At 71.9% G+C, this 20,057-nt stretch carries 15 protein-coding genes and 4 tRNA genes; 9 read left to right on the top strand and 10 right to left on the bottom strand.

The window, feature by feature from the left end:
- Window positions 1–114: 114 nt before the first annotated feature.
- Window positions 115–663, bottom strand: coding sequence for a hypothetical protein (locus ACI2LW_RS12540; protein ID WP_404731152.1), 549 nt, complete (start codon window positions 661–663; stop codon window positions 115–117).
- A gap of 415 nt (window positions 664–1,078) precedes the next feature.
- On the bottom strand, window positions 1,079–1,429 hold the full coding sequence (locus tag ACI2LW_RS12535) for a metallopeptidase family protein (RefSeq protein WP_110629035.1): 351 nt from the start codon (window positions 1,427–1,429) through the stop codon (window positions 1,079–1,081).
- Between the two features lie 78 nt (window positions 1,430–1,507).
- On the opposite strand from ACI2LW_RS12535, the gene ACI2LW_RS12530 reads away from it, so the two are divergent.
- From ACI2LW_RS12530 to ACI2LW_RS12500, 7 genes are all read left to right on the top strand, one after another.
- Entirely contained in the window at window positions 1,508–3,145 is a 1,638-nt protein-coding gene (locus ACI2LW_RS12530; protein ID WP_404731151.1) for a metallophosphoesterase, read from the top strand.
- Between the two features lie 80 nt (window positions 3,146–3,225).
- Window positions 3,226–3,298, top strand: a tRNA-Glu gene (locus ACI2LW_RS12525).
- A gap of 52 nt (window positions 3,299–3,350) precedes the next feature.
- A tRNA-Asp gene (locus ACI2LW_RS12520) sits at window positions 3,351–3,425 on the top strand.
- A 24-nt stretch (window positions 3,426–3,449) separates the two neighbouring features.
- Window positions 3,450–3,523 (top strand) — tRNA-Phe (locus ACI2LW_RS12515).
- Between the two features lie 159 nt (window positions 3,524–3,682).
- A complete protein-coding gene (hrpA, locus tag ACI2LW_RS12510; protein WP_404731150.1) occupies window positions 3,683–7,657 on the top strand; it encodes an ATP-dependent RNA helicase HrpA in 3,975 nt (1,324 codons plus the stop codon).
- 94 nt (window positions 7,658–7,751) lie between these two features.
- A tRNA-Asp gene (locus tag ACI2LW_RS12505) sits at window positions 7,752–7,826 on the top strand.
- 376 nt (window positions 7,827–8,202) lie between these two features.
- On the top strand, window positions 8,203–8,496 hold the full coding sequence (locus ACI2LW_RS12500; RefSeq protein WP_404731149.1) for a DUF6274 family protein: 294 nt from the start codon (window positions 8,203–8,205) through the stop codon (window positions 8,494–8,496).
- 517 nt (window positions 8,497–9,013) lie between these two features.
- Here ACI2LW_RS12500 and bldC read toward each other — a convergent pair.
- On the bottom strand, window positions 9,014–9,220 hold the full coding sequence (gene bldC / locus ACI2LW_RS12495; RefSeq protein ID WP_003949541.1) for a developmental transcriptional regulator BldC: 207 nt from the start codon (window positions 9,218–9,220) through the stop codon (window positions 9,014–9,016).
- Between the two features lie 532 nt (window positions 9,221–9,752).
- On the bottom strand, window positions 9,753–10,625 hold the full coding sequence (locus ACI2LW_RS12490; RefSeq protein WP_404731148.1) for a hypothetical protein: 873 nt from the start codon (window positions 10,623–10,625) through the stop codon (window positions 9,753–9,755).
- Between the two features lie 231 nt (window positions 10,626–10,856).
- On the opposite strand from ACI2LW_RS12490, the gene ACI2LW_RS12485 reads away from it, so the two are divergent.
- Window positions 10,857–11,981, top strand: a complete 1,125-nt coding sequence (locus tag ACI2LW_RS12485; protein ID WP_404731147.1) for a Leu/Phe/Val dehydrogenase — start codon at window positions 10,857–10,859, stop codon at window positions 11,979–11,981.
- A gap of 316 nt (window positions 11,982–12,297) precedes the next feature.
- Window positions 12,298–12,549: a DUF3073 domain-containing protein gene (locus ACI2LW_RS12480; RefSeq protein ID WP_404731146.1), complete on the top strand. Its 252-nt coding sequence runs from the start codon at window positions 12,298–12,300 to the stop codon at window positions 12,547–12,549.
- A gap of 107 nt (window positions 12,550–12,656) precedes the next feature.
- Here the strand turns inward: ACI2LW_RS12480 and purM are convergent, their stop codons facing one another.
- The 6 genes from purM to purS all read right to left on the bottom strand — a co-directional run bounded on the left by purM (window position 12,657) and on the right by purS (window position 19,824).
- Window positions 12,657–13,736 (bottom strand): phosphoribosylformylglycinamidine cyclo-ligase, encoded by a 1,080-nt coding sequence (purM, locus tag ACI2LW_RS12475; RefSeq protein WP_404731145.1) that lies wholly within the window; start codon window positions 13,734–13,736, stop codon window positions 12,657–12,659.
- Window positions 13,737–13,777: 41 nt separating this feature from the next.
- Window positions 13,778–15,313, bottom strand: coding sequence for an amidophosphoribosyltransferase (purF, locus tag ACI2LW_RS12470; RefSeq protein WP_404731144.1), 1,536 nt, complete (start codon window positions 15,311–15,313; stop codon window positions 13,778–13,780).
- Window positions 15,314–15,555: 242 nt separating this feature from the next.
- Window positions 15,556–16,353: a sterol carrier family protein gene (locus tag ACI2LW_RS12465; RefSeq protein ID WP_404731143.1), complete on the bottom strand. Its 798-nt coding sequence runs from the start codon at window positions 16,351–16,353 to the stop codon at window positions 15,556–15,558.
- A 266-nt stretch (window positions 16,354–16,619) separates the two neighbouring features.
- On the bottom strand, window positions 16,620–18,878 hold the full coding sequence (gene purL, locus ACI2LW_RS12460) for a phosphoribosylformylglycinamidine synthase subunit PurL (protein ID WP_404731142.1): 2,259 nt from the start codon (window positions 18,876–18,878) through the stop codon (window positions 16,620–16,622).
- A complete protein-coding gene (gene purQ, locus ACI2LW_RS12455; RefSeq protein WP_404731141.1) occupies window positions 18,875–19,555 on the bottom strand; it encodes a phosphoribosylformylglycinamidine synthase subunit PurQ in 681 nt (226 codons plus the stop codon). Before purQ ends, purL begins: the two co-directional genes overlap by 4 nt.
- Window positions 19,552–19,824: a phosphoribosylformylglycinamidine synthase subunit PurS gene (purS, locus tag ACI2LW_RS12450; protein ID WP_404731140.1), complete on the bottom strand. Its 273-nt coding sequence runs from the start codon at window positions 19,822–19,824 to the stop codon at window positions 19,552–19,554. Before purS ends, purQ begins: the two co-directional genes overlap by 4 nt.
- Window positions 19,825–20,057: the final 233 nt, after the last annotated feature.

Below are 20,057 nucleotides of genomic sequence, written 5' to 3'. Positions count from 1 at the left end.
GGAGAGTACGCGCCACACGGCGCGCTCTGCTGGGCGCCGGGCAAATGGGATCAAACGATCTGCCACCATACGCACTCTCCGGCCCTGAAGGCAAACCGAGGCCGTAACCGCAGGTCAGTGCGGTGCGTCGGCCGGGCGGCGCGCCCCCGGCTCCGGCGCGGACCGGTGCCGCTCGTGCCGCTCCAGCTGCGGCGCCGGTCCCTCGTGCGCCGAGGAGGACGGTTCGGCCACCGTCGGCGTCGGTGAGGGCGGGGCCGTGGGCGAGGAGGCCGGCGGCGGCTCCGGCGCGGCGGACGTCTGCGGGGGCGGCGGCACCGCCTGGGTCGGCGTCGGGCCGCCCGCCTCGGGCGGCACCCCGCGCTTGCCGGGCGAGGCGGCGGTCGCTCCGGCCCCGGCGGAGGGCGAGGCCGACGCCGACGGCGACTCGCCCTTGCGCGCTTTGCCGCCGTGACCGTGCTTGCCGTCGCCCGCGCCGCCCGCGCGGCCCGGGCCGCCCCCGGACAGCGCCGGCCCGTCGCCGGGCGCCGCGCCACCGTGCCGCCCCGCGGAGTGCGAGGGCCTGGCCCCGCCGCCGGAGTCCTCCCCCACGCTGACGCAGCCGGCGGCAGCGGCGAGGACGGCGACCACGGCGGCAGGGCGGACGAATACGTACGAGCGGCGCACGGGCAGCCACCTCCGGGAGAAGAAGTCTCCGTGCCCAACTCTCCCCACCCGCGCGAGGACACGCGGCGCGCGCCGCGGACCGCACCCGAACACCGGACCGGGCCCCCGACACCCGGCAGACCCCGGGCCCGCGCCCCGACACCGGACCGGCCGCCGACACCCGGCCGACCCTCCCCGGACCCGCGCCCCCACGCCGGACCGGCCCCGGACACCCGGCAGACCCCGGACCCGCGCCCCGACACCGGACCGGCCGCCGACACCCGGCCGACCCTCCCCGGACCCGCGCCCCGGACACCCGGCAGACCCCGGACCCGCGCCCCTACGCCGGACCGGCCGCCGGCCTGCCCCGGACGCCGTACCCGCGCACCGCGCCCGCCCGCCGGCCGGCCGATCGGACCGCGTGCGGCCGCACCCGTCAGCCGTACCCCAGCGCGTGCAGCCGCGCGTCGTCGATGCCGAAGTGGTGGGCGATCTCGTGCACCACCGTGACCTCGGTCTCCGCGACGACGTCCTCGCGGGTCTCGCACATCCGCAGCGTCGGCCCGCGGTAGATCGTGATCCGGTCCGGCAGCACGCCCGCGTACCACTCGCCGCGCTCCGTCAGCGGGGTGCCCTCGTACAGCCCGAGCAGCTCGGGGTCGTCCGCGGGCGGTTCGTCCTCGACGAACACCGCGACGTTGTCCATCAGCCGTGTCAGTTCCGGCGGAATCCGGTCCAGGGCCTCGGCGACCAGTTCCTCGAACTCCTCGCGCGTCATCTCCAGCACACGGCCATTGTCCGGTAAGGCCCCCCGGCGGGCGCGTGCCCGGGCATATCCGGCGCCGCGGACGGGCATACGCGACCAATGGCCCGCGTCCCCGTCGCAGACCTGAACCGCCCCTCCGACAAGCCCGGTGCGTCCGGCGCCTCCGCCGTCCGCCGGGCCGTACGCGCCCTCCTCCGCCGCCCGCCCCGTCCGCGCCCCGGCCTTGCCCCGGCGCCCGGACCCCGTCCGTGGCTGCGCGCCCTCGGCCTGGTGACCGTGGTGGTGGCCGGCGCCTGGCTCGGCCTGCTGATCGTGGGCGACGTGCGGGTCCCGGTCGGCCCCATGAACACCACGATGACCCTGCGCCCGTCCCTCAGCGGCGGCACGAAGATCAATGTCTCCCCGCTGGGCGCCCTGGAGCTGGACAGCCATGTCGCCCCGGTCCGGCTGGACGTGAACGTCGACCAGCTCGACCCCGAGCGCGCCCAGGCCCTGGTCGACCACCCGGAACGGCTCTCCGGCCTGCAGGACGAGGTGGTGCGCGACGTCGAGCACGGCACCCTCGACCTGGCCGTGCGGTCCTGCGTGGCCGTGGTCTCCGGCGCGACCGCGCTGGGCCTGGCCGTCTACCGCCGCCCGCGCCGCGCCCTGGCGGCCGGCGGGCTGGCCCTGGCCCTGCTCGCCGCGTGCGGGGGGACGGCGTACGCCACCTGGAACCCCAAGTCGGTGCTGGAGCCGAGGTTCTCGGGCCTGCTGTCCTCGGCGCCCTCCCTCGTCGGCAACGCGCGCAGCATCGTCACCGAGTTCGACGTGTACCAGAAGGAACTGGCGCGGCTGGTGACGAACGTGACCAAGCTGTACGACGTCACCTCCACGCTCCCCGCCTACCAGCCCGACCCCACCACCATCCGGGTCCTGCACGTGTCCGACATCCACCTCAACCCGGCCAGCTGGAAGATCATCGCCTCGCTGGTCGAGCAGTACAAGGTGGACGTCATCGTCGACTCCGGGGACACGATGGACCACGGGACGGCGGCGGAGAACGGCTTCCTCGACCCGGTGAAGGACCTCGGCGTCCCCTACGTCTGGGTGCGCGGCAACCACGACTCGATGGCCACCCAGCGCTATCTGGAGCGCATGAGGAACGTGCACGTGCTGGACGGCGGGCGGGCCGAGACGATCGCCGGCCTGCGCTTCGCCGGCACCGGGGACCCCCAGTTCACCCCCGACCGCTCCACGGCGCCCGGCGGTGACGCGGCCGAGCGGCTGGCAGGGGCCCGGCTGGCCTCCGCGCTGCGCGACCAGCAGGCCCGGGGCACCCCGGCCGACATCGCCGTCGCCCACGAGCCGGCGGCGGCCCGCGAGACGGACGGCACCGTGCCGCTGGCGCTCTGCGGCCACCTGCACCACGAGGACACGCAGATCCTGAAGTACGGCACCCGTCTGCGCATGGAGGGCTCGACCGGCGGCAGCGGCCTGCGTGCGGTGGAACGCGGCCACCCGGCCCCGATCGAGGCCTCGATCCTCTACATCGACCGGGACAGCCGGCGGCTGCAGGCCTGGGACGAGATCGAGCTGGGCGGTCTGGGCCGGACGACGGCCGAGGTCAGCCGTCACCTGCCCGAGGACAACCAGCCGGGCGCCTCACCCACCCCGTCCCCGCCCGCGCCCTCGTCCCCACCGGCGTCCGCGGCCCCCTCGTCGCCCTCGTCGCCGGCGCCGCGCTCACGCCCGTAAACGGTTTTGGCGATACCCCGCGCCATCCCATATGCTTCTCACGTCCCCGACGCGCTGAGAAGCGCCCAGGCGGGCCGATAGCCCTCATCGTCTAGCGGCCTAGGACGCCGCCCTTTCAAGGCGGTAGCACGGGTTCGAATCCCGTTGGGGGCACGCAGTACAGTGTGCGACACTTACGTTCATCGGTGCGCATACGACACCACATGGTCCTGTGGAGCAGTTTGGAGTGCTCGCCACCCTGTCAAGGTGGAGGCCGCGGGTTCAAATCCCGTCAGGACCGCTGAGGTTTCACGTGAAACCTCGTGGCTGGGTAGCTCAGTTGGTACGAGCGTCCGCCTGAAAAGCGGAAGGTCGCCGGTTCGACCCCGGCCCCAGCCACCGGCAGAAGGCCCCGTCCCCAGGACGGGGCCTTCTTCGTGGTCGGACCTTCTTCGTGGTCGGACCTTCCTCCTGGTCGCGGGACCCTCCTCGTCGTGGCGGCAGGGCCCGGCAAATGGTTCGCGTGTGATTTCCCCGAGGTGAGATCCTGGAGGGCGTATGTCTACGCACCCCGCCCCCACACCGGGCGCCCTCGCCCCCCGCCTGGCCGAGCTGTCGCTGCGCGATGCGCACCGGCTCGGGCGCAGGCTCGAAGGCGCGCGCAGGATCCGCAAGCCGGAGGCGCGTGCCGCCGTCCTCGCCGAGATCGAGAGCGAGACGGCCCGGGCCGAGGAGCGCATGGCCGCCCGGCGTGCCCGTGTGCCCGCCGTCGGCTACCCCGAGCAGCTTCCGGTCAGCCAGAAGAAGGACGAGATCGCCGACGCCATCCGCGATCACCAGGTGGTCATCGTGGCCGGTGAGACCGGTTCCGGCAAGACCACGCAGATCCCGAAGATCTGTCTGGAGCTCGGGCGTGGCGTGCGCGGGATGATCGGGCACACCCAGCCCCGCCGTATCGCCGCGCGTACCGTCGCCGAGCGGATCGCCGAGGAGCTGGACACGCCCCTGGGCGCGGCCATCGGCTGGAAGGTGCGGTTCACCGACCAGGTCGACCCGGAGGCCACCTTCGTCAAGCTGATGACGGACGGCATCCTGCTCGCCGAGATCCAGACCGACCGCGAGCTGCGCGCCTACGACACGATCATCATCGACGAGGCCCACGAGCGGTCCCTCAACATCGACTTCCTGCTCGGGTACCTGGCGCAGCTGCTGCCGCGGCGGCCGGACCTGAAGGTGGTCATCACCTCGGCGACCATCGACCCCGAGCGGTTCTCCCGGCACTTCGGCGACGCCCCGATCATCGAGGTCAGCGGGCGGACCTACCCCGTCGAGGTGCGCTACCGGCCGCTGCTGGAGGAGGACTCCGAGGACGCCGACCGGGACCAGATCACCGCGATCACCGACGCCGTCGAGGAGCTGATGGCCGAGGGGCCGGGGGACATCCTGGTCTTCCTCTCCGGCGAGCGGGAGATCCGCGACACCGCCGACGCGCTCAACAAGAAGCGGTACCGCTCCACGGAGGTGCTGCCGCTGTACGCGCGGCTCTCGCACGCCGAGCAGCACCGGGTCTTCCAGCAGCACACCGGCCGCAGGATCGTCCTGGCGACCAACGTCGCCGAGACCTCCCTGACCGTCCCCGGCATCAAGTACGTCATCGACCCCGGCTTCGCCCGGATCTCCCGCTACAGCCACCGCACCAAGGTGCAGCGGCTGCCGATCGAGCCCATCTCCCAGGCCAGCGCCAACCAGCGCAAGGGCCGCTGCGGCCGTACCTCCGACGGCATCTGCATCCGGCTCTACTCCGAGGACGACTTCCTCACCCGGCCGGAGTTCACCGACGCGGAGATCCTGCGCACCAACCTCGCCTCCGTCATCCTCCAGATGACCGCGGCCGGCCTCGGCGACATCGAGAAGTTCCCCTTCATCGACCCGCCGGACCACCGCAACATCCGCGACGGCGTCCAGCTGCTCCAGGAGCTCGGCGCGCTGGACCCGGCGCAGAAGGACCCGCGCAAGCGGCTCACCGAGACCGGCCGCCGGCTCGCCCAGCTGCCCGTCGACCCGCGGCTGGCCCGCATGGTCCTGGAGGCGGACCGCAACGGCTGTGTCCGCGAGGTCATGGTGATCGCCGCCGCGCTGTCCATCCAGGACCCGCGCGAGCGCCCGGCCGACAAGCAGACCCAGGCCGACCAGCAGCACGCCCGCTTCCGGGACGAGACCAGCGACTTCCTCGCCTATCTCAACCTCTGGCGGTACATCCGCGAGCAGCAGAAGGAGCGCGGCTCCTCCTCCTTCCGCCGGATGTGCAAGCAGGAGTTCCTCAACTTCCTGCGCATCCGCGAATGGCAGGACATCTACACCCAGCTGCGCACGGTCGCCAAGCAGATGGGCATCCACCCCAACGAGCAGGACGCCGACGCCGACCGTATCCACGTCTCCCTGCTGGCCGGTCTGCTCTCGCACATCGGCATGAAGGACGTCAAGGAGTCCGGCGGCCAGGCGCCCGGGCGCAAGGACGGCGGACGCGGCGAGTACCTCGGCGCCCGCAACGCCAAGTTCGCGATCTTCCCCGGCTCGGCCCTGTTCAAGAAGCAGCCGCGCTTCATCATGTCGGCCGAGCTGGTGGAGACCTCGCGCCTGTGGGCGCGGGTCAACGCGAAGATCGAGCCCGAGTGGGTGGAACCGCTCGCCGGCCATCTGCTGAAGCGGACGTACAGCGAGCCGCACTGGGAGAAGGACCAGGCGGCGGTGATGGCGTACGAGAAGGTCACGCTGTACGGCGTGCCGATCGTCGCCCAGCGCAAGGTGAACTACGGGCGCATCGACCCGGAGCTCAGCCGTGAGCTGTTCATCCGCAACGCCCTGGTGGAGGGCGACTGGCGCACGCACCACCAGTTCTTCGCCGACAACCGCAGGCTGCTCAGCGAGGTCGAGGAACTGGAGCACCGGGCCCGGCGCCGGGACATCGTCGTCGACGACGAGACGCTGTTCGACTTCTACGACGCCCGGGTGCCCGAACACGTCGTCTCCGGCGCCCACTTCGACTCCTGGTGGAAGCGCAAGCGGCACGAGCAGCCGGACTTCCTGGACTTCGAGCGGGAGATGCTCATCCGCGAGTCCGCGGAGGCGGTCACCAAGGCCGACTACCCGGACTCCTGGCGGCAGGGCGGGCTGAAGTTCCGGGTGACGTACCAGTTCGAGCCGGGCGCGGACGCGGACGGCGTGACCGTCCACATCCCGCTCCAGGTGCTCAACCAGGTCACCGACGAGGGCTTCGACTGGCAGATCCCGGGGCTGCGCGAGGAGCTCGTCACCGAGCTGATCCGCTCCCTGCCCAAGCCGATCCGCCGCAACTACGTGCCCGCGCCGAACTACGCCAAGGCCTTCCTGGCGCGAGCGGTGCCGCTGCAGGAGCCGCTCACCACCACCATGGCCCGCGAGCTCAAGCGCATGGTCGGGGTGCCCTTCGAGGCCGACGACTTCGACTGGTCGAAGGTGCCCGAGCATCTGAAGATCACGTTCCGGATCGTCGACGAGCGCCGTCGCAAGCTGGCCGAGGACAAGGACCTCCAGGCCCTGAAGCTGCGGCTGCGGCCGAAGACCCGCAAGGCGCTCTCCCAGGCCGCGGCCGCCACGGCCGAGCGCTCCGGCGGCCCGTCGCTGGAGCGCCGGGGCCTGACCGACTGGACGATCGGCACGCTCACCCGGGTCTTCGAGACCCGCCGGGCCGGTCACCCGGTGAAGGCCTATCCCGCGCTCGTCGACGACGGCGACACGGTCTCCGTACGCCTCTTCGACACCGAGGCGGAGCAGGCGGAGGCCATGTGGAAGGGCACGCGGCGGCTGATCCTGCGCAACATCCCGGTCAATCCTGCGAAGTTCGCGTCCGAGAAGCTGACGAACCAGCAGAAGCTGTCGCTCTCGGCCAACCCGCACGGATCGGTCCAGGCCCTGTTCGACGACTGCGCCATGGCGGCGGCGGACAAGCTGATCGCGGACTTCGGCGGGCCGGCGTGGGACGAGGAGTCCTACCGCAAGCTGTACGACAAGGTGCGCGCCGAGATCGTGGACGTGACCGTGCGGACGGTGGACCAGGTGCGGCAGGTGCTGGCGGCCTGGCAGTCCTGCGAACGGCGCCTGAAGGCCGTCGGCAGCCCCGCGCTGCTGCCCAACCTGGCGGACGTGCGGGCACAGCTGGACGGCCTGGTGAAGCCCGGTTTCGTCACCGAGGCCGGCATACGGCGCCTGCCCGATCTGATGCGCTATCTGGTGGCCGCCGACCGCCGGCTCCAGCAGATGCCGACGAACGTGCAGCGGGACACCACGCGCATGGAGAAGGTCCAGGAGATGCGGGACGAGTACGCGTGGCTGCTCGAGCAGATGCCGCAGGGCCGTCCGGTGCCGCAGCAGGTGCGCGAGATCCGCTGGATGATCGAGGAGCTGCGGGTGAGCTACTTCGCCCACGCGCTGGGCACGGCGTACCCGGTCTCGGACAAGCGGATCGTGAAGGCCATCGACGCGCTGGCGCCGTGACGGCACCCGCACACTGGGTGAGTTCGACCAGGCGGCCCGCCTCCTGTACAGTCTCATCTCGCAGCGCACCGCAGATCCGAGCGCTGCGAAACCTGGTCCTGTGGAGCAGTTTGGAGTGCTCGCCACCCTGTCAAGGTGGAGGCCGCGGGTTCAAATCCCGTCAGGACCGCAGCAAGGCCCGCACCGTCACCGGTTGCGGGCCTTTCCCATGTCCGGGGGCATCCCGGCGCGGGGCCACCTCGGGTGCGGGGACGTCCCCGGCGCGGGGCCGGTCGGGCGCGGAGGCGTCCCCGGTGCGGGGCCACGCGGCCCCACCGCGGACCGGCCCGCATCGCCCCCCGTCCGCCCAGGCCTGAGGCCGTGCCCCGCGATGAGGCGGGCGCGGGCCCGGGCCCTGTGCCGCCCTCGCCCACCCCGCACGGCACAGGGGCCGCGTGCGCGGCCTGGACCGTGCCCTGGGGGGCCGGGGTCCCTTGACGGCGTCACATTCCCTGGGTACCCAGGAGAGCAGGGCCCGTTCCCGTACGGTCCGCTGGAGGTGGCGTATGGCGGCATCGGCATCGGCCAGGCACGAGACACGGGCGCTGCTCCGTGCGCACCTCGCGGCCGCCTCGTCGTACCGCCATCTCACCCGCCACTGCCCCGTCTGCCGGCATCTGCTGCGGCTGGCGATGGACAGTCCGCCGCGATCCGCCTCCGACGCGCAGGACGTCACGACCCTCCGGGCCGTCCCCGAGGCCCGTGACGCGGCGCAGGCCGCCGTCGCGGCCGTGGAGGCGGCCGTCGAGGTCGTGGAAGCCGCGGAGGCCGCGGCGGACGAGAGCCCTTCGCCCGCGTGAGCGGGGCCGGGCAGCGGCCGGGCGTGAACTCCCTTGCGCCCAGGGGCTGGTGGAAGCGGAGCTTCCACTAGCGCACGGGCACGGCGCGCAACAAGAGTCGTGTCATGTGACGGGTGTCACCGCATGAGTTTCTGAAACCGCGGTATTTACACCCTGCCTACAAGCGGTCAATTTAATATGTGCAATTGCACCGCTCCCCGGGCCGCTCACCGGCTGATCCGACAGCCCGCCCCGGCTCCCGCCCCGGCCGATCCCACAGCCCTCCCCAGCCTCCGACAAGGCCGCTCACAGAGCCCGCCAGGAGGCCACGCCTCCGCCCCTGCATCCGCACAAAAAAGATCGCGCTGGACCCGGCGGAGTCCAGCGCGATCGACGACGCACCCTTTTCACATGCCTGAGTAGCTCTGACGGCTTGGGCGTGGGGCCTGTTGGGGCAGGACCCGCGTCGCTTGGAGCAGGTGGTTCCGGACTGCTGGCCGGTTTGGGGACCGACCGGTTCGCCCGGTTATTCGGTTGTTCAGGCCTCGCTGCGCTGCTGCGGGATGCCCGCGAGCAGTGCGCGGACCTCGGCCTCGCGGTAGCGGCGGTGCCCGCCGAGCGTGCGGATCGACGTGAGCTTGCCGGCCTTCGCCCAGCGCGTGACCGTCTTCGGGTCGACGCGGAACATGGTGGCGACCTCAGCCGGGGTCAGCAGCGGCTCGGCATCAGGGGTGCGAGCGGTCATGAGCGGCCTCCTCGGGAGAACCGAACCTTCTCGGTTCTTTCCTCTAAATTCTGCACCTTGACCCGCGTTGCCCGAAATGGCGGACGCGAGTCGAGTCGGTTATAGGACGAACGGCTTGTCCTCGGCACTACAACTACACCATCTGTCCAGCCGCGTCGGCCAAACCGATGGAATTGCCCTCCCAGGTGTTCATCACCGACGGAAGCCGATGGACCATGCCATAGCGGACAGTCACGCCACTGTGACGATCAGTCACAGGGCGATCAGGAGGCATCAGACCCCCCAAAGCGTGCAATGCGGAGATTCCACCCACAGTGGAGCACAGTTGGGCGGACGGGGCCCTCCCCGGACTCCTTGTCCTATTTTGGCATGAGGAGGGGCAAGGGGCGCAAGGGTCGGGTAAGTGCCGTCCGTCACCCTTGGCGCAAACGCCCGGATCGGGGTCTACGTCCCGTCAGGTGCGGCGAAATGCCCCTGACCGTACGACGTTCGGGGCCGTACGGCCGTGACGCGCGTCACTGCTGTCGCACCGTCAGTTCGCGGACCGCCGGTCGCGCACCGCCCGCCACCGCTCCACGAGCCGGCCGTACGCCTCGCCCGCCCGCGCCCCGTCGCCCAGGCGCAGGGCCTCGATCCCCTCGGCCACGTCCGCCGCCGAGTGGTCGCCCTCCAGCTCCCCGGCCGGCAGCACGTGCACCAGCCCCCCGTAGTCCAGCTCCACCAGGGAGCGCGGATGGAACTCCTCCAGCCAGCGCCCGACGTCCACCAGGCCGTCGATCAGCGGCCCCTCGTCGATGGCGTCCCGGAGCGCGCGCAGCCCCCGCGCCACCCGGCGCCGGGCCTGCACCATGGGCGTGCGGTAGCGCAGCACGGGCGCCTCGTCCCCGAAGCCCCCGGGGTCCCGGGACCCGGTCGCCGTGCCCTTGGCGTACTCCCGCTCCTCGTCGGCGACCAGCACGAACCAGTTCAGCGGCACCTGCCAGGTCGCCGTGCGGATCCAGGGCCGGGCGTCGGGGTTGTCGGCCAGCCAGCGCTCGTAGTCCTGGGCGGCCTGGCGCCGTACGACCGGCGGGAGCACCGCGTCCAGCACGACCGCCGGGAGCTCTTCGGCGAGATCGCCCAGGGCCTGCCAGCCGCGCAGCCGGGTGCGCCACGGGCAGACGCAGACCACGCCGTCCACGTCGAGCACGAAGGCGTCCCGGCTCTCGTGCACCGGGACCGGCACGGGCGGGGTGGGCACCAGGTCGGCCAGCGAGCGGCGCAGCTCGTCCTGGTAGGAGGGCCGGTCCGGGCGGCGCGCGTAACGCTCCCAGTGGCCGCGCTCCGGCTCCGGGAAGGCGGCCAGCGGCTCGTAGACGCGCAGATAGGCCGCGTACGGGACGACCACGGAGGACACCTTGGGCACGCCTGCTCCCTCCCCACCGGACCGGACCCGAAACCCGCCCGGCCCGCGCCCGGACGGACGGAAAACCACTGCAAATCGTCCCACGCCCGGGTGGGAACGCACTCCCCGGGAGAGTGATCCCGAACACTGGCAGCATGGCGGGAGGAGCCAGGGTCTAATCTCCTGGCACGGCCCCCGCCACCCGTACGGGGGCCCGTCCCACTCGCCGCTACTTACCCGGGAGTCACCACCGTGACCGACGTAACCGGCGCACCTGCTGATGTACTGCACACCCTGTTCCACTCGGAGCAGGGGGGCCATGAGCAAGTCGTGCTCTGCCAGGACCGCGCCAGCGGCCTCAAGGCCGTCATCGCCATCCACTCCACCGCCCTGGGCCCCGCGCTCGGCGGCACCCGCTTCTACCCCTACGCGAACGAGCAGGCGGCCGTCGCCGACGCGCTCAACCTCGCCCGCGGCATGTCCTACAAGAACGCCATGGCCGGTCTCGAGCACGGCGGCGGCAAGGCCGTGATCATCGGGGACCCGGAGCGGGACAAGACCGAGGAGCTGCTGCTCGCCTACGGGCGCATGGTGGCCTCGCTCGGCGGCCGTTACGTCACCGCGTGCGACGTCGGCACGTACGTGGCCGACATGGACGTGGTGGCCCGCGAGTGCCGCTGGACGACCGGCCGCTCCCCCGAGAACGGCGGCGCGGGCGACTCCTCCGTGCTCACCGCCTTCGGCGTCTACCAGGGCATGCGCGCCTGCGCCCAGCACCTGTGGGGCGACCCCACGCTGCGCGGCCGCCGGGTGGGCGTCGCGGGCGTGGGCAAGGTCGGGCACCACCTGGTGCGGCACCTGCTGGACGAGGGCGCCGAGGTCGTGATCACCGATGTGCGGCCGGAGGCGGTGGAGCGCGTCGTGGCCGCGCACCCGTCCGTGGACCGGGTCGCCGACACCGAGGCCCTGATCCGGGTGGAGGGGCTGGACATCTACGCCCCCTGCGCCCTGGGCGGCGCCCTGAACGACGACACCGTGCCGGCGCTGACCGCCAAGGTGGTCTGCGGCGCGGCCAACAACCAGCTCGCCCACCCGGGTGTCGAGAAGGACCTCGCCGACCGCGGGATCCTCTACGCGCCGGACTACGTGGTGAACGCCGGCGGTGTCATCCAGGTCGCCGACGAGCTGCACGGCTTCGACTTCGACCGGTGCAAGGCCAAGGCGGCGAAGATCTTCGACACCACGCTCGCGATCTTCGCACGTGCGAAGGAAGACGGGATTCCGCCGGCCGCCGCGGCCGACCGGATCGCCGAGCAGCGGATGGCGGACGCCCGGGCCGGGCGCGCGGGAGCGAGTGCGTGGACCACGACCGCGTGACGGGGCCGGCGCGCCGGTGACACGCCGGGCGCGACGGGTTTGACCGGTACCTGCCGGTGGGCAGTTGGAGAGAACTCTCACTTCCACCGGCGGGTCGTCCGCCCATAAGTGGTTAAAATCGCCACTGACCAGCGAGGACGGGGCGCCTCGACGGTCCTGCGCACACGCGCGTCCTGCGGGCGACGTACCGTATGGGCGCGGGCTCAGGTACCGTGGAAGCCCTACGGACCGGTCTCTCCACGGAGAGCCCGTTCCGGATCATGAACGCGTGTCAGACTCTGGGGCCGTCGAGCCCCGTCGTTGAGGGGGTCGAGCCATGGGGCGCGGCCGGGCCAAGGCCAAGCAGACGAAGGTCGCCCGCCAGCTGAAGTACAACAGCGGTGGGACGGACCTCTCACGCCTGGCCGAGGAGCTGGGCGCATCGACGTCGAACCAGTCGCCGAACGGCGACCGCTTCGAGGACGATGAGCACGACGACGACCTGTACGCACGGTACGCCGACCTGTACGAGGACGACGACGAGGACGAGGAAGAGGACTCCTCGCACCAGCGTCGCCGCGGCGCTTGACCCTGCTTCGACCACCGCCCGGTCCGTGGGATCCCACGGACCGGGTTCTGTGCTGTCACCGCCGTCGGCCGTGATCGTGCCGGCCGCGCTCCCCGCGCGGCCGCACCTCAGACGGCGTAGTCCCCCACCAGCGCGGCGCCCGTGGTGTGCTCGCCACGAGCGGTGATCTCGCCGGCCACCCACGCGTCGACCCCGCGGTCGGCCAGGGTGGCCAGGGCCATGTCCGCCGACTCCCGCGGCACGATCGCGATCATGCCGACGCCCATGTTGAGGGTCTTCTCCAGCTCCGGGCGCTCGACGCCCCCGGTGCGGCCGACCAGGTCGAAGACCGGGGCCGGGGTCCAGGTGGCGCGGTCGACCACGGCGTGCAGGGTGTCGGGGATCACCCGGGCCAGGTTGGCGGCGAGTCCGCCGCCGGTGACATGGCTGAAGGCGTGCACATCGGTGGTGCGGGTCAGCGCCAGGCAGTCCAGCGAGTAGATCCTGGTCGGCTCGAGCAGTTCCTCGCCGAGGGTGCGGCCGAAGTCGTCGACGTGCGCGTCCAGCGACATTCCGGCCCGCTCCAGCAGGACGTGCCTCACGAGGGAGTACCCGTTGGAGTGAAGACCGGAGGCCGCCATGGCGATCACCGCGTCGCCCTCGCGGACACGCTCGGCGCCGAGCAGCCGGTCGGCCTCCACGACGCCCGTGCCGGCCCCGGCGACGTCGAAGTCGTCCTCGCCGAGCAGGCCCGGGTGCTCGGCCGTCTCGCCGCCCACCAGGGCGCAGCCGGCCAGCACACAGCCCTCGGCGATGCCCTTGACGATGGCGGCGACCCGCTCCGGGTGCACCTTGCCGACGCAGATGTAGTCGGTCATGAACAGCGGCTCGGCGCCGCACACCACGATGTCGTCCATGACCATGGCGACCAGGTCGTGGCCGATGCTGTCGTACACGCCCAGCTGCCGGGCGATGTCGACCTTGGTGCCCACGCCGTCGGTGGCGGAGGCCAGCAGGGGGCGCTCGTAGCGCTTGAGGGCGGAGGCGTCGAAGAGGCCGGCGAAGCCGCCGAGCCCGCCGAGGACCTCGGGGCGCCGGGTCTTGCGCACCCATTCCTTCATCAGCTCGACGGCGCGGTCGCCCGCCTCGATGTCGACGCCGGCAGCCGCGTAGGAGGCACCGGACGCACCGGTGGCTGTCTCAGACATTGCCTGGGATCTTTCGTTGGTCGGTACGGGGCTGTCGGCGCCTACGGGCGCCGGATGGCGTCGGTGGCGGCCGTGGCCGCGGGACCCGCGGCCAGCTCGGTCTCCAGGAGCTGCTTGCCGAGGAGCTCCGGGTCGGGCAGCTCCATCGGGTACTCGCCGTCGAAGCAGGCGCGGCACAGGTTCGGCTTGGCGATGGTGGTCGCCTCGATCATGCCGTCGATGGAGATGTACGCCAGCGAGTCGGCGCCCAGCGAGGTGCCGATCTCCTCGATGGTCATGCCGTTGGCGATGAGCTCGGCGCGGGTGGCGAAGTCGATGCCGAAGAAGCAGGGCCACTTCACCGGCGGGGAGGAGATCCGGATGTGGACCTCGGCGGCGCCGGCCTCGCGGAGCATGCGCACCAGGGCGCGCTGGGTGTTGCCGCGGACGATCGAGTCGTCCACGACGACCAGGCGCTTGCCCTTGATGACCTCCTTCAGCGGGTTCAGCTTCAGCCTGATCCCGAGCTGGCGGATGGTCTGCGAGGGCTGGATGAAGGTGCGGCCGACGTAGGCGTTCTTCACCAGGCCGCTGCCGAAGGGGATGCCGGAGGCCTCCGCGTAGCCGATGGCGGCGGGGGTGCCGGACTCCGGGGTCGCTATCACCAGGTCGGCCTCGACCGGGGCCTCCTTGGCCAGCCGGCGGCCCATCTCCACACGGGAGAGGTAGACGTTGCGGCCGGCGATGTCGGTGTCCGGGCGGGCCAGGTACACGTACTCGAAGACGCAGCCCTTGGGCTTCGCTTCCGCGAATCGTGAGGTGCGCAGGCCGTTCTCGTCGATGGCGACGAACTCGCCCGGCTCTATCTCGCGCACGAAGCTGGCGCCGGTGATGTCGAGCGCGGCGGTCTCCGAGGCGACGACCCAGCCGCGCTCGAGGCGGCCGAGGACCAGCGGGCGGATGCCCTGCGGGTCCCGGGCGGCGTACAGCGTGTGCTCGTCCATGAAGACCAGGCTGAAGGCGCCCTTGATCTGCGGGAGCACGGTGTGGGCCGCCTCCTCCACGGTCAGCGGCTTGCCGTCCTCGTCGACCTGGGCGGCCAGCAGGGCCGTGAGCAGGTCGGTGTCGTTGGTGGCGGCGACACGGCCCGAGCGGCCGTTGCCGTTGCCCTCCTTCGGCAGCTCGGCGACCATCCGGGCGAGCTGGGCGGTGTTGACCAGGTTGCCGTTGTGGCCGAGCGCGATGGAGCCGTGCCCGGTGGCGCGGAAGGTCGGCTGGGCGTTCTCCCACACGGAGGCGCCGGTGGTCGAGTAGCGGGCGTGACCGACCGCGATGTGACCCTGGAGGGAACCGAGCGAGGTCTCGTCGAAGACCTGGGAGACCAGGCCCATGTCCTTGAAGACGAGGATCTGGGAGCCGTTGCTGACCGCGATTCCCGCGGATTCCTGGCCCCGATGCTGGAGGGCGTAGAGCCCGAAGTACGTGAGCTTGGCGACCTCTTCGCCCGGAGCCCAGACACCGAAGACGCCGCAGGCGTCCTGGGGGCCCTTCTCACCGGGGAGCAGGTCGTGGTTGAGTCGTCCGTCACCACGTGGCACGCCATCGAGTGTAGGCGAGGTCGACCACTGGTCCGAATTGGGGATCCGCGGCGGCAAACGATCACCGTCCCGGCGCCTGAGCCGCCCGCCCCGCGTTTCCGCAGCTCACAGGGGTGGGACAGCGGCCCGTCCGGAGGATGCGGGTGCCGCGCCCGGCCCCTTCGGGGCGTTTGCCGGGCGGGCATGAGTGAGGTGTCGCACATCATTCCAGGCCCGTACGCCGTACGGGCCGCGCGGCGGCGTCAGGTCATCAGGGGCAGCAGGCCGCCCAGGTCGGCCCGTTCCCCGCTCGCCCGGACCACGGCGTCCCGGACCGCGTCCCGCCAGGCGAGACGCCCGGTGGCCAGCCGGACGAAGGTCAGCGGATCGGTCTCCACGACGTTCGGCGGGGTGCCACGGGTGTGCCGGGGTCCCTCGACGCACTGCACGACCGCGTAGGGCGGGACGCGCACCTCGGTGGACCCGCCCGGCGCCTTCACGGCCAGCGCGTCGGCCAGGAGCCGGGTGCAGGCGGCGAGCGCCTGGCGGTCCTGGGGCACCTCCAGGCCCGGCACGGCCGCGTTCAGGTCGTCGGTGTGGACGACGAGTTCCACGGTGCGGGTGACGAGGTAGTCGGCCAGCGGCACGGCCCCCGCGCTGGTGGCCAGCAGCCGTGTGCCGGGGTGCTCGTCGAGCCGCGCGGCCAGGTCCCGCGCGGCGTCGGCGAGCAGGGCACCGGCGTCGGGCTGCTCCCGGACGAGCCGGCGGGTGAACGCGTCGATGGCCCCGGAGTCGGCGGCGGTCGCGAACGGCCAGTCGAGCAGCACGGCGTCCTGCCGCGCCGGCTCCGGCAGCGCGAGCGCCCGGCCGACGGCCGTGACCGCCATCGCGATGTGCGCGACCAGCTCCCGCACCGTCCAGCCCTCCAGCCGCGTGGGCAGGCCGAACTGCCCGGGCGTGAGGGTGTCCACCGCCTGCCGTACGTTGCCGAGCTGGGCGAGGACCGCCGCGCGGATCCTGGCGGGGTCGTAGGTCCGGGTGCGCTTCTTGGCCGGTGGCATGGCGGTGAGCCTAAGCCCTGACGGCACAGCCGCTCAGCCCGTCCTCGCCGGCCCGTCCTCGGCCGGCGCGTGGGCGTGCCGGGCCGCCGTGGCCGGCCGGCCGTGCGCCCCGCGGGCCACCGGGCCGCCGCCCGGCCGCACCGCCGCCCGTCCGCACGTCCGGTCGGACGGCCGACTTCACCGACGGCCGGACGGGCGGACGGCCGGAGGCCCCGCCCGTCGGTGCGGGTGGGGCCTCCGGGGGCCGCGGTGTGCCGGTCCCGGGGTCAGGCGAGGAGCGCCGGGATGGTGCCCTCGTGAGCCTCGCGCAGTTCCGCCAGGGTCAGCTCGAACTGGTCCTGCACCTCGATCGTGTCGCCGTCGACGACGCCGATGCGGGTGGCGGGCAGGCCCCGCGCGCCGCACATGTCGTTGAAGCGGACCTCCTCCGAGCGCGGCACCGCGACGATGGCGCGGCCTGCCGACTCCGACAGCAGGAAGGTGAACGCGTCCAGGCCGTCCGGTACGACCAGACGCGCGCCCCTGCCGCCCTGCAGCGCCGACTCCACGACCGCCTGGATCAGACCGCCGTCGGACAGGTCGTGCGCGGAGTCGATCATGCCGTCGCGGGAGGCGGAGATCAGGATCTCGGCCAGCAGCCGCTCGCGCTCCAGGTCGACCTTCGGGGGCAGCCCGCCGAGGTGGTCGTGGATCACCTGGGACCAGGCCGAGCCGCCGAACTCGTCACGGGTGTCGCCGAGGAGGTACAGCAGCTGGCCGTCCTCCTGGAAGGCGACCGGGGTGCGCCGGGCCACGTCGTCGATCACGCCGAGGACGGCGACGACCGGCGTCGGGTGGATGGCGGCCTCGCCCGTCTGGTTGTACAGCGAGACGTTGCCGCCGGTCACCGGGGTGCCGAGCTGCAGGCAGCCGTCCGCCAGACCGCGCACGGCCTCCGCGAACTGCCACATGACCGCCGGGTCCTCGGGCGAGCCGAAGTTCAGGCAGTCGGAGACCGCCAGCGGCTTGGCGCCCGTGGTGGCCACGTTGCGGTACGCCTCCGCCAGCGCCAGCTGCGCGCCCGTGTACGGGTCGAGCTTGGCGTAGCGGCCGTTGCCGTCGGTGGCGAGGGCGACGCCGAGGCCGGTCTCCTCGTCGATGCGGATCATGCCGGAGTCCTCCGGCATGGCCAGCACGGTGTTGCCCTGCACGAAGTGGTCGTACTGCTGGGTGATCCACTTCTTGGAGGCCTGGTTCGGGGACGCGACCAGCTTCAGGATCTGCGCCTTCAGCTCCTCGGGCGACTCCGGCCGGGGCAGCCGGTCCGGGACGTCGGCCTGGAGGGCGTCCTGCCAGTCCGGGCGCGCGTACGGGCGCTCGTAGACCGGGCCCTCGTGGGCGACCGTGCGCGGGTCGACGTCGACGATCTTGCCGCCGTGCCAGTAGATCTCCAGGCGGTCGCCGTCGGTCACCTCGCCGATGACGGTGGCGATGACGTCCCACTTCTCGCAGATCCGCAGGAAGCGGTCGACCTTGTCGGGCTCGACGACCGCGCACATGCGCTCCTGCGACTCGCTCATGAGGATTTCCTCGGGAGACAGGGTCGAGTCGCGCAGCGGTACGTCGTCGAGGGTGACGCGCATGCCGCCGGAGCCGTTGGAGGCCAGCTCGCTGGTGGCGCAGGACAGGCCGGCCGCGCCGAGGTCCTGGATGCCGACGACCAGCTTCTCGGCGAAGGCCTCCAGGGTGCACTCGATGAGGAGCTTCTCCTGGAAGGGGTCGCCGACCTGGACGGCGGGGCGCTTGGACGGCTTGGCGTCGTCGAAGGTCTCGCTCGCCAGGATGGACGCGCCGCCGATGCCGTCGCCGCCGGTCCGGGCGCCGTAGAGGATGACCTTGTTGCCCGCGCCGGAGGCCTTGGCGAGGTGGATGTCCTCGTGCCGCATGACGCCGACGGCGCCGGCGTTGACCAGCGGGTTGCCCTGGTAGCAGGCGTCGAAGACGACCTCGCCGCCGATGTTGGGCAGGCCCAGGCAGTTGCCGTAGCCGCCGATGCCCGCGACCACGCCCGGCAGCACGCGCTTGGTGTCGGGGTGGTCCGCGGCGCCGAAGCGCAGCGGGTCGACGACCGCGACCGGGCGGGCGCCCATCGCGATGATGTCGCGCACGATGCCGCCGACGCCCGTGGCGGCGCCCTGGTAGGGCTCCACGTAGGAGGGGTGGTTGTGGGACTCCACCTTGAAGGTGACGGCGTAGCCCTGGCCGACGTCCACGACGCCGGCGTTCTCGCCGATGCCGACGAGCAGGGCGTCGGACCGGGGGGCCTTCTCGCCGAACTGGCGGAGGTGGACCTTGGAGGACTTGTACGAGCAGTGCTCGGACCACATCACGGAGTACATGGCGAGCTCGGCGCCCGTGGGGCGGCGGCCCAGGATCTCCACGATCCGCTCGTACTCGTCCTTCTTCAGGCCGAGTTCGGCCCAGGGCAGCTCGACGTCGGGGGTCGCGGCCGCGTGCTCGACCGTGTCCAGAGGCGTCCTGCTCATGCGGTGACCAGCTTCTTGAGGATCGAGGTGAAGAACGGCAGCCCGTCGGTACGGCCGGTACCGATCAGCGGCTCGACGGCGTGCTCGGGGTGCGGCATGAGGCCCACGACGTTGCCGGCCTCGTTGGTGATGCCGGCGATGTCCCGCAGAGAGCCGTTCGGGTTGAAGTCGAGGTACCGGAACGCGACCCGGCCCTCGGCCTCCAGCTTGTCCAGCGTGTACGTGTCGGCGACGTACCGCCCGTCCATGTTCTTCAGCGGGATGCTGATCTCCTGGCCGGTGGTGAAGTCGCCGGTCCAGGCCGTCCCCGCGTTCTCCACCCGCAGTTTCTGGTCGCGGCAGATGAAGTGGAGGTGGTCGTTGCCGAGCATCGCGCCCGGGAGGAGGTGGGCCTCGGTGAGGATCTGGAAGCCGTTGCAGATGCCCAGCACGGGCAGCCCGGCCTTCGCCTGCTCGATGAGGGGTTCCATCACCGGCGAGAAGCGGGCGATGGCGCCGGCCCGCAGATAGTCGCCGTAGGAGAAACCGCCGCACAGGACGACCGCGTCGACCTGCTTGAGGTCCTTGTCCTTGTGCCACAGCGCCACGGGTTCGGCGCCGGCCAGACGGATCGCGCGCCGGGTGTCCTGGTCGTCGAGACTGCCCGGGAAAGTGACGACGCCAATACGAGCGGTCACTTCTCGGCCCCCGCGACCGCGTCGCCGGACTCGACCTTGACGGTGAAGTCCTCGATGACGGTGTTGGCGAGGAAGGATTCGGCAAGATCGTGAATGCGGGCGAGCGCGGCCTCGTCGACCGGTCCGTCCACTTCCAGTTCGAATCGCTTTCCCTGACGGACGTCGGAGATGCCTTCGAAACCCAGGCGCGGCAGTGCGCGCTGCACCGCCTGGCCCTGGGGGTCGAGGATCTCCGGCTTGAGCATGACGTCGACTACGACGCGTGCCACTGGCACTCCCGGTGTGTGGTGCTGAGCAGGTCCCTTCAGACTACCCGTACGAAATTTCTACGCGAGTAGAGTCGTAGGAAACCACGTGACCGTCATCACGATCCGGCATCGGCGGGGCCACTCGGCGAAAAGTTCTGGGAAAGTTCGGTGTTCCGCCGCGGATCCGGTATTGCGCCGGGACACGCGGAGGGATTTAGCCGGGCTTCACTTCGCAATGCCCGGCACTGTACAAA

This window comes from Streptomyces sp. NPDC004065 (assembly GCF_044903565.1).
In the GTDB taxonomy this organism is placed as follows: domain Bacteria; phylum Actinomycetota; class Actinomycetes; order Streptomycetales; family Streptomycetaceae; genus Streptomyces.
The sequence above is the reverse complement of the archived record's forward strand: the minus strand, read 5'-3'. Positions and strand labels throughout refer to the sequence as shown.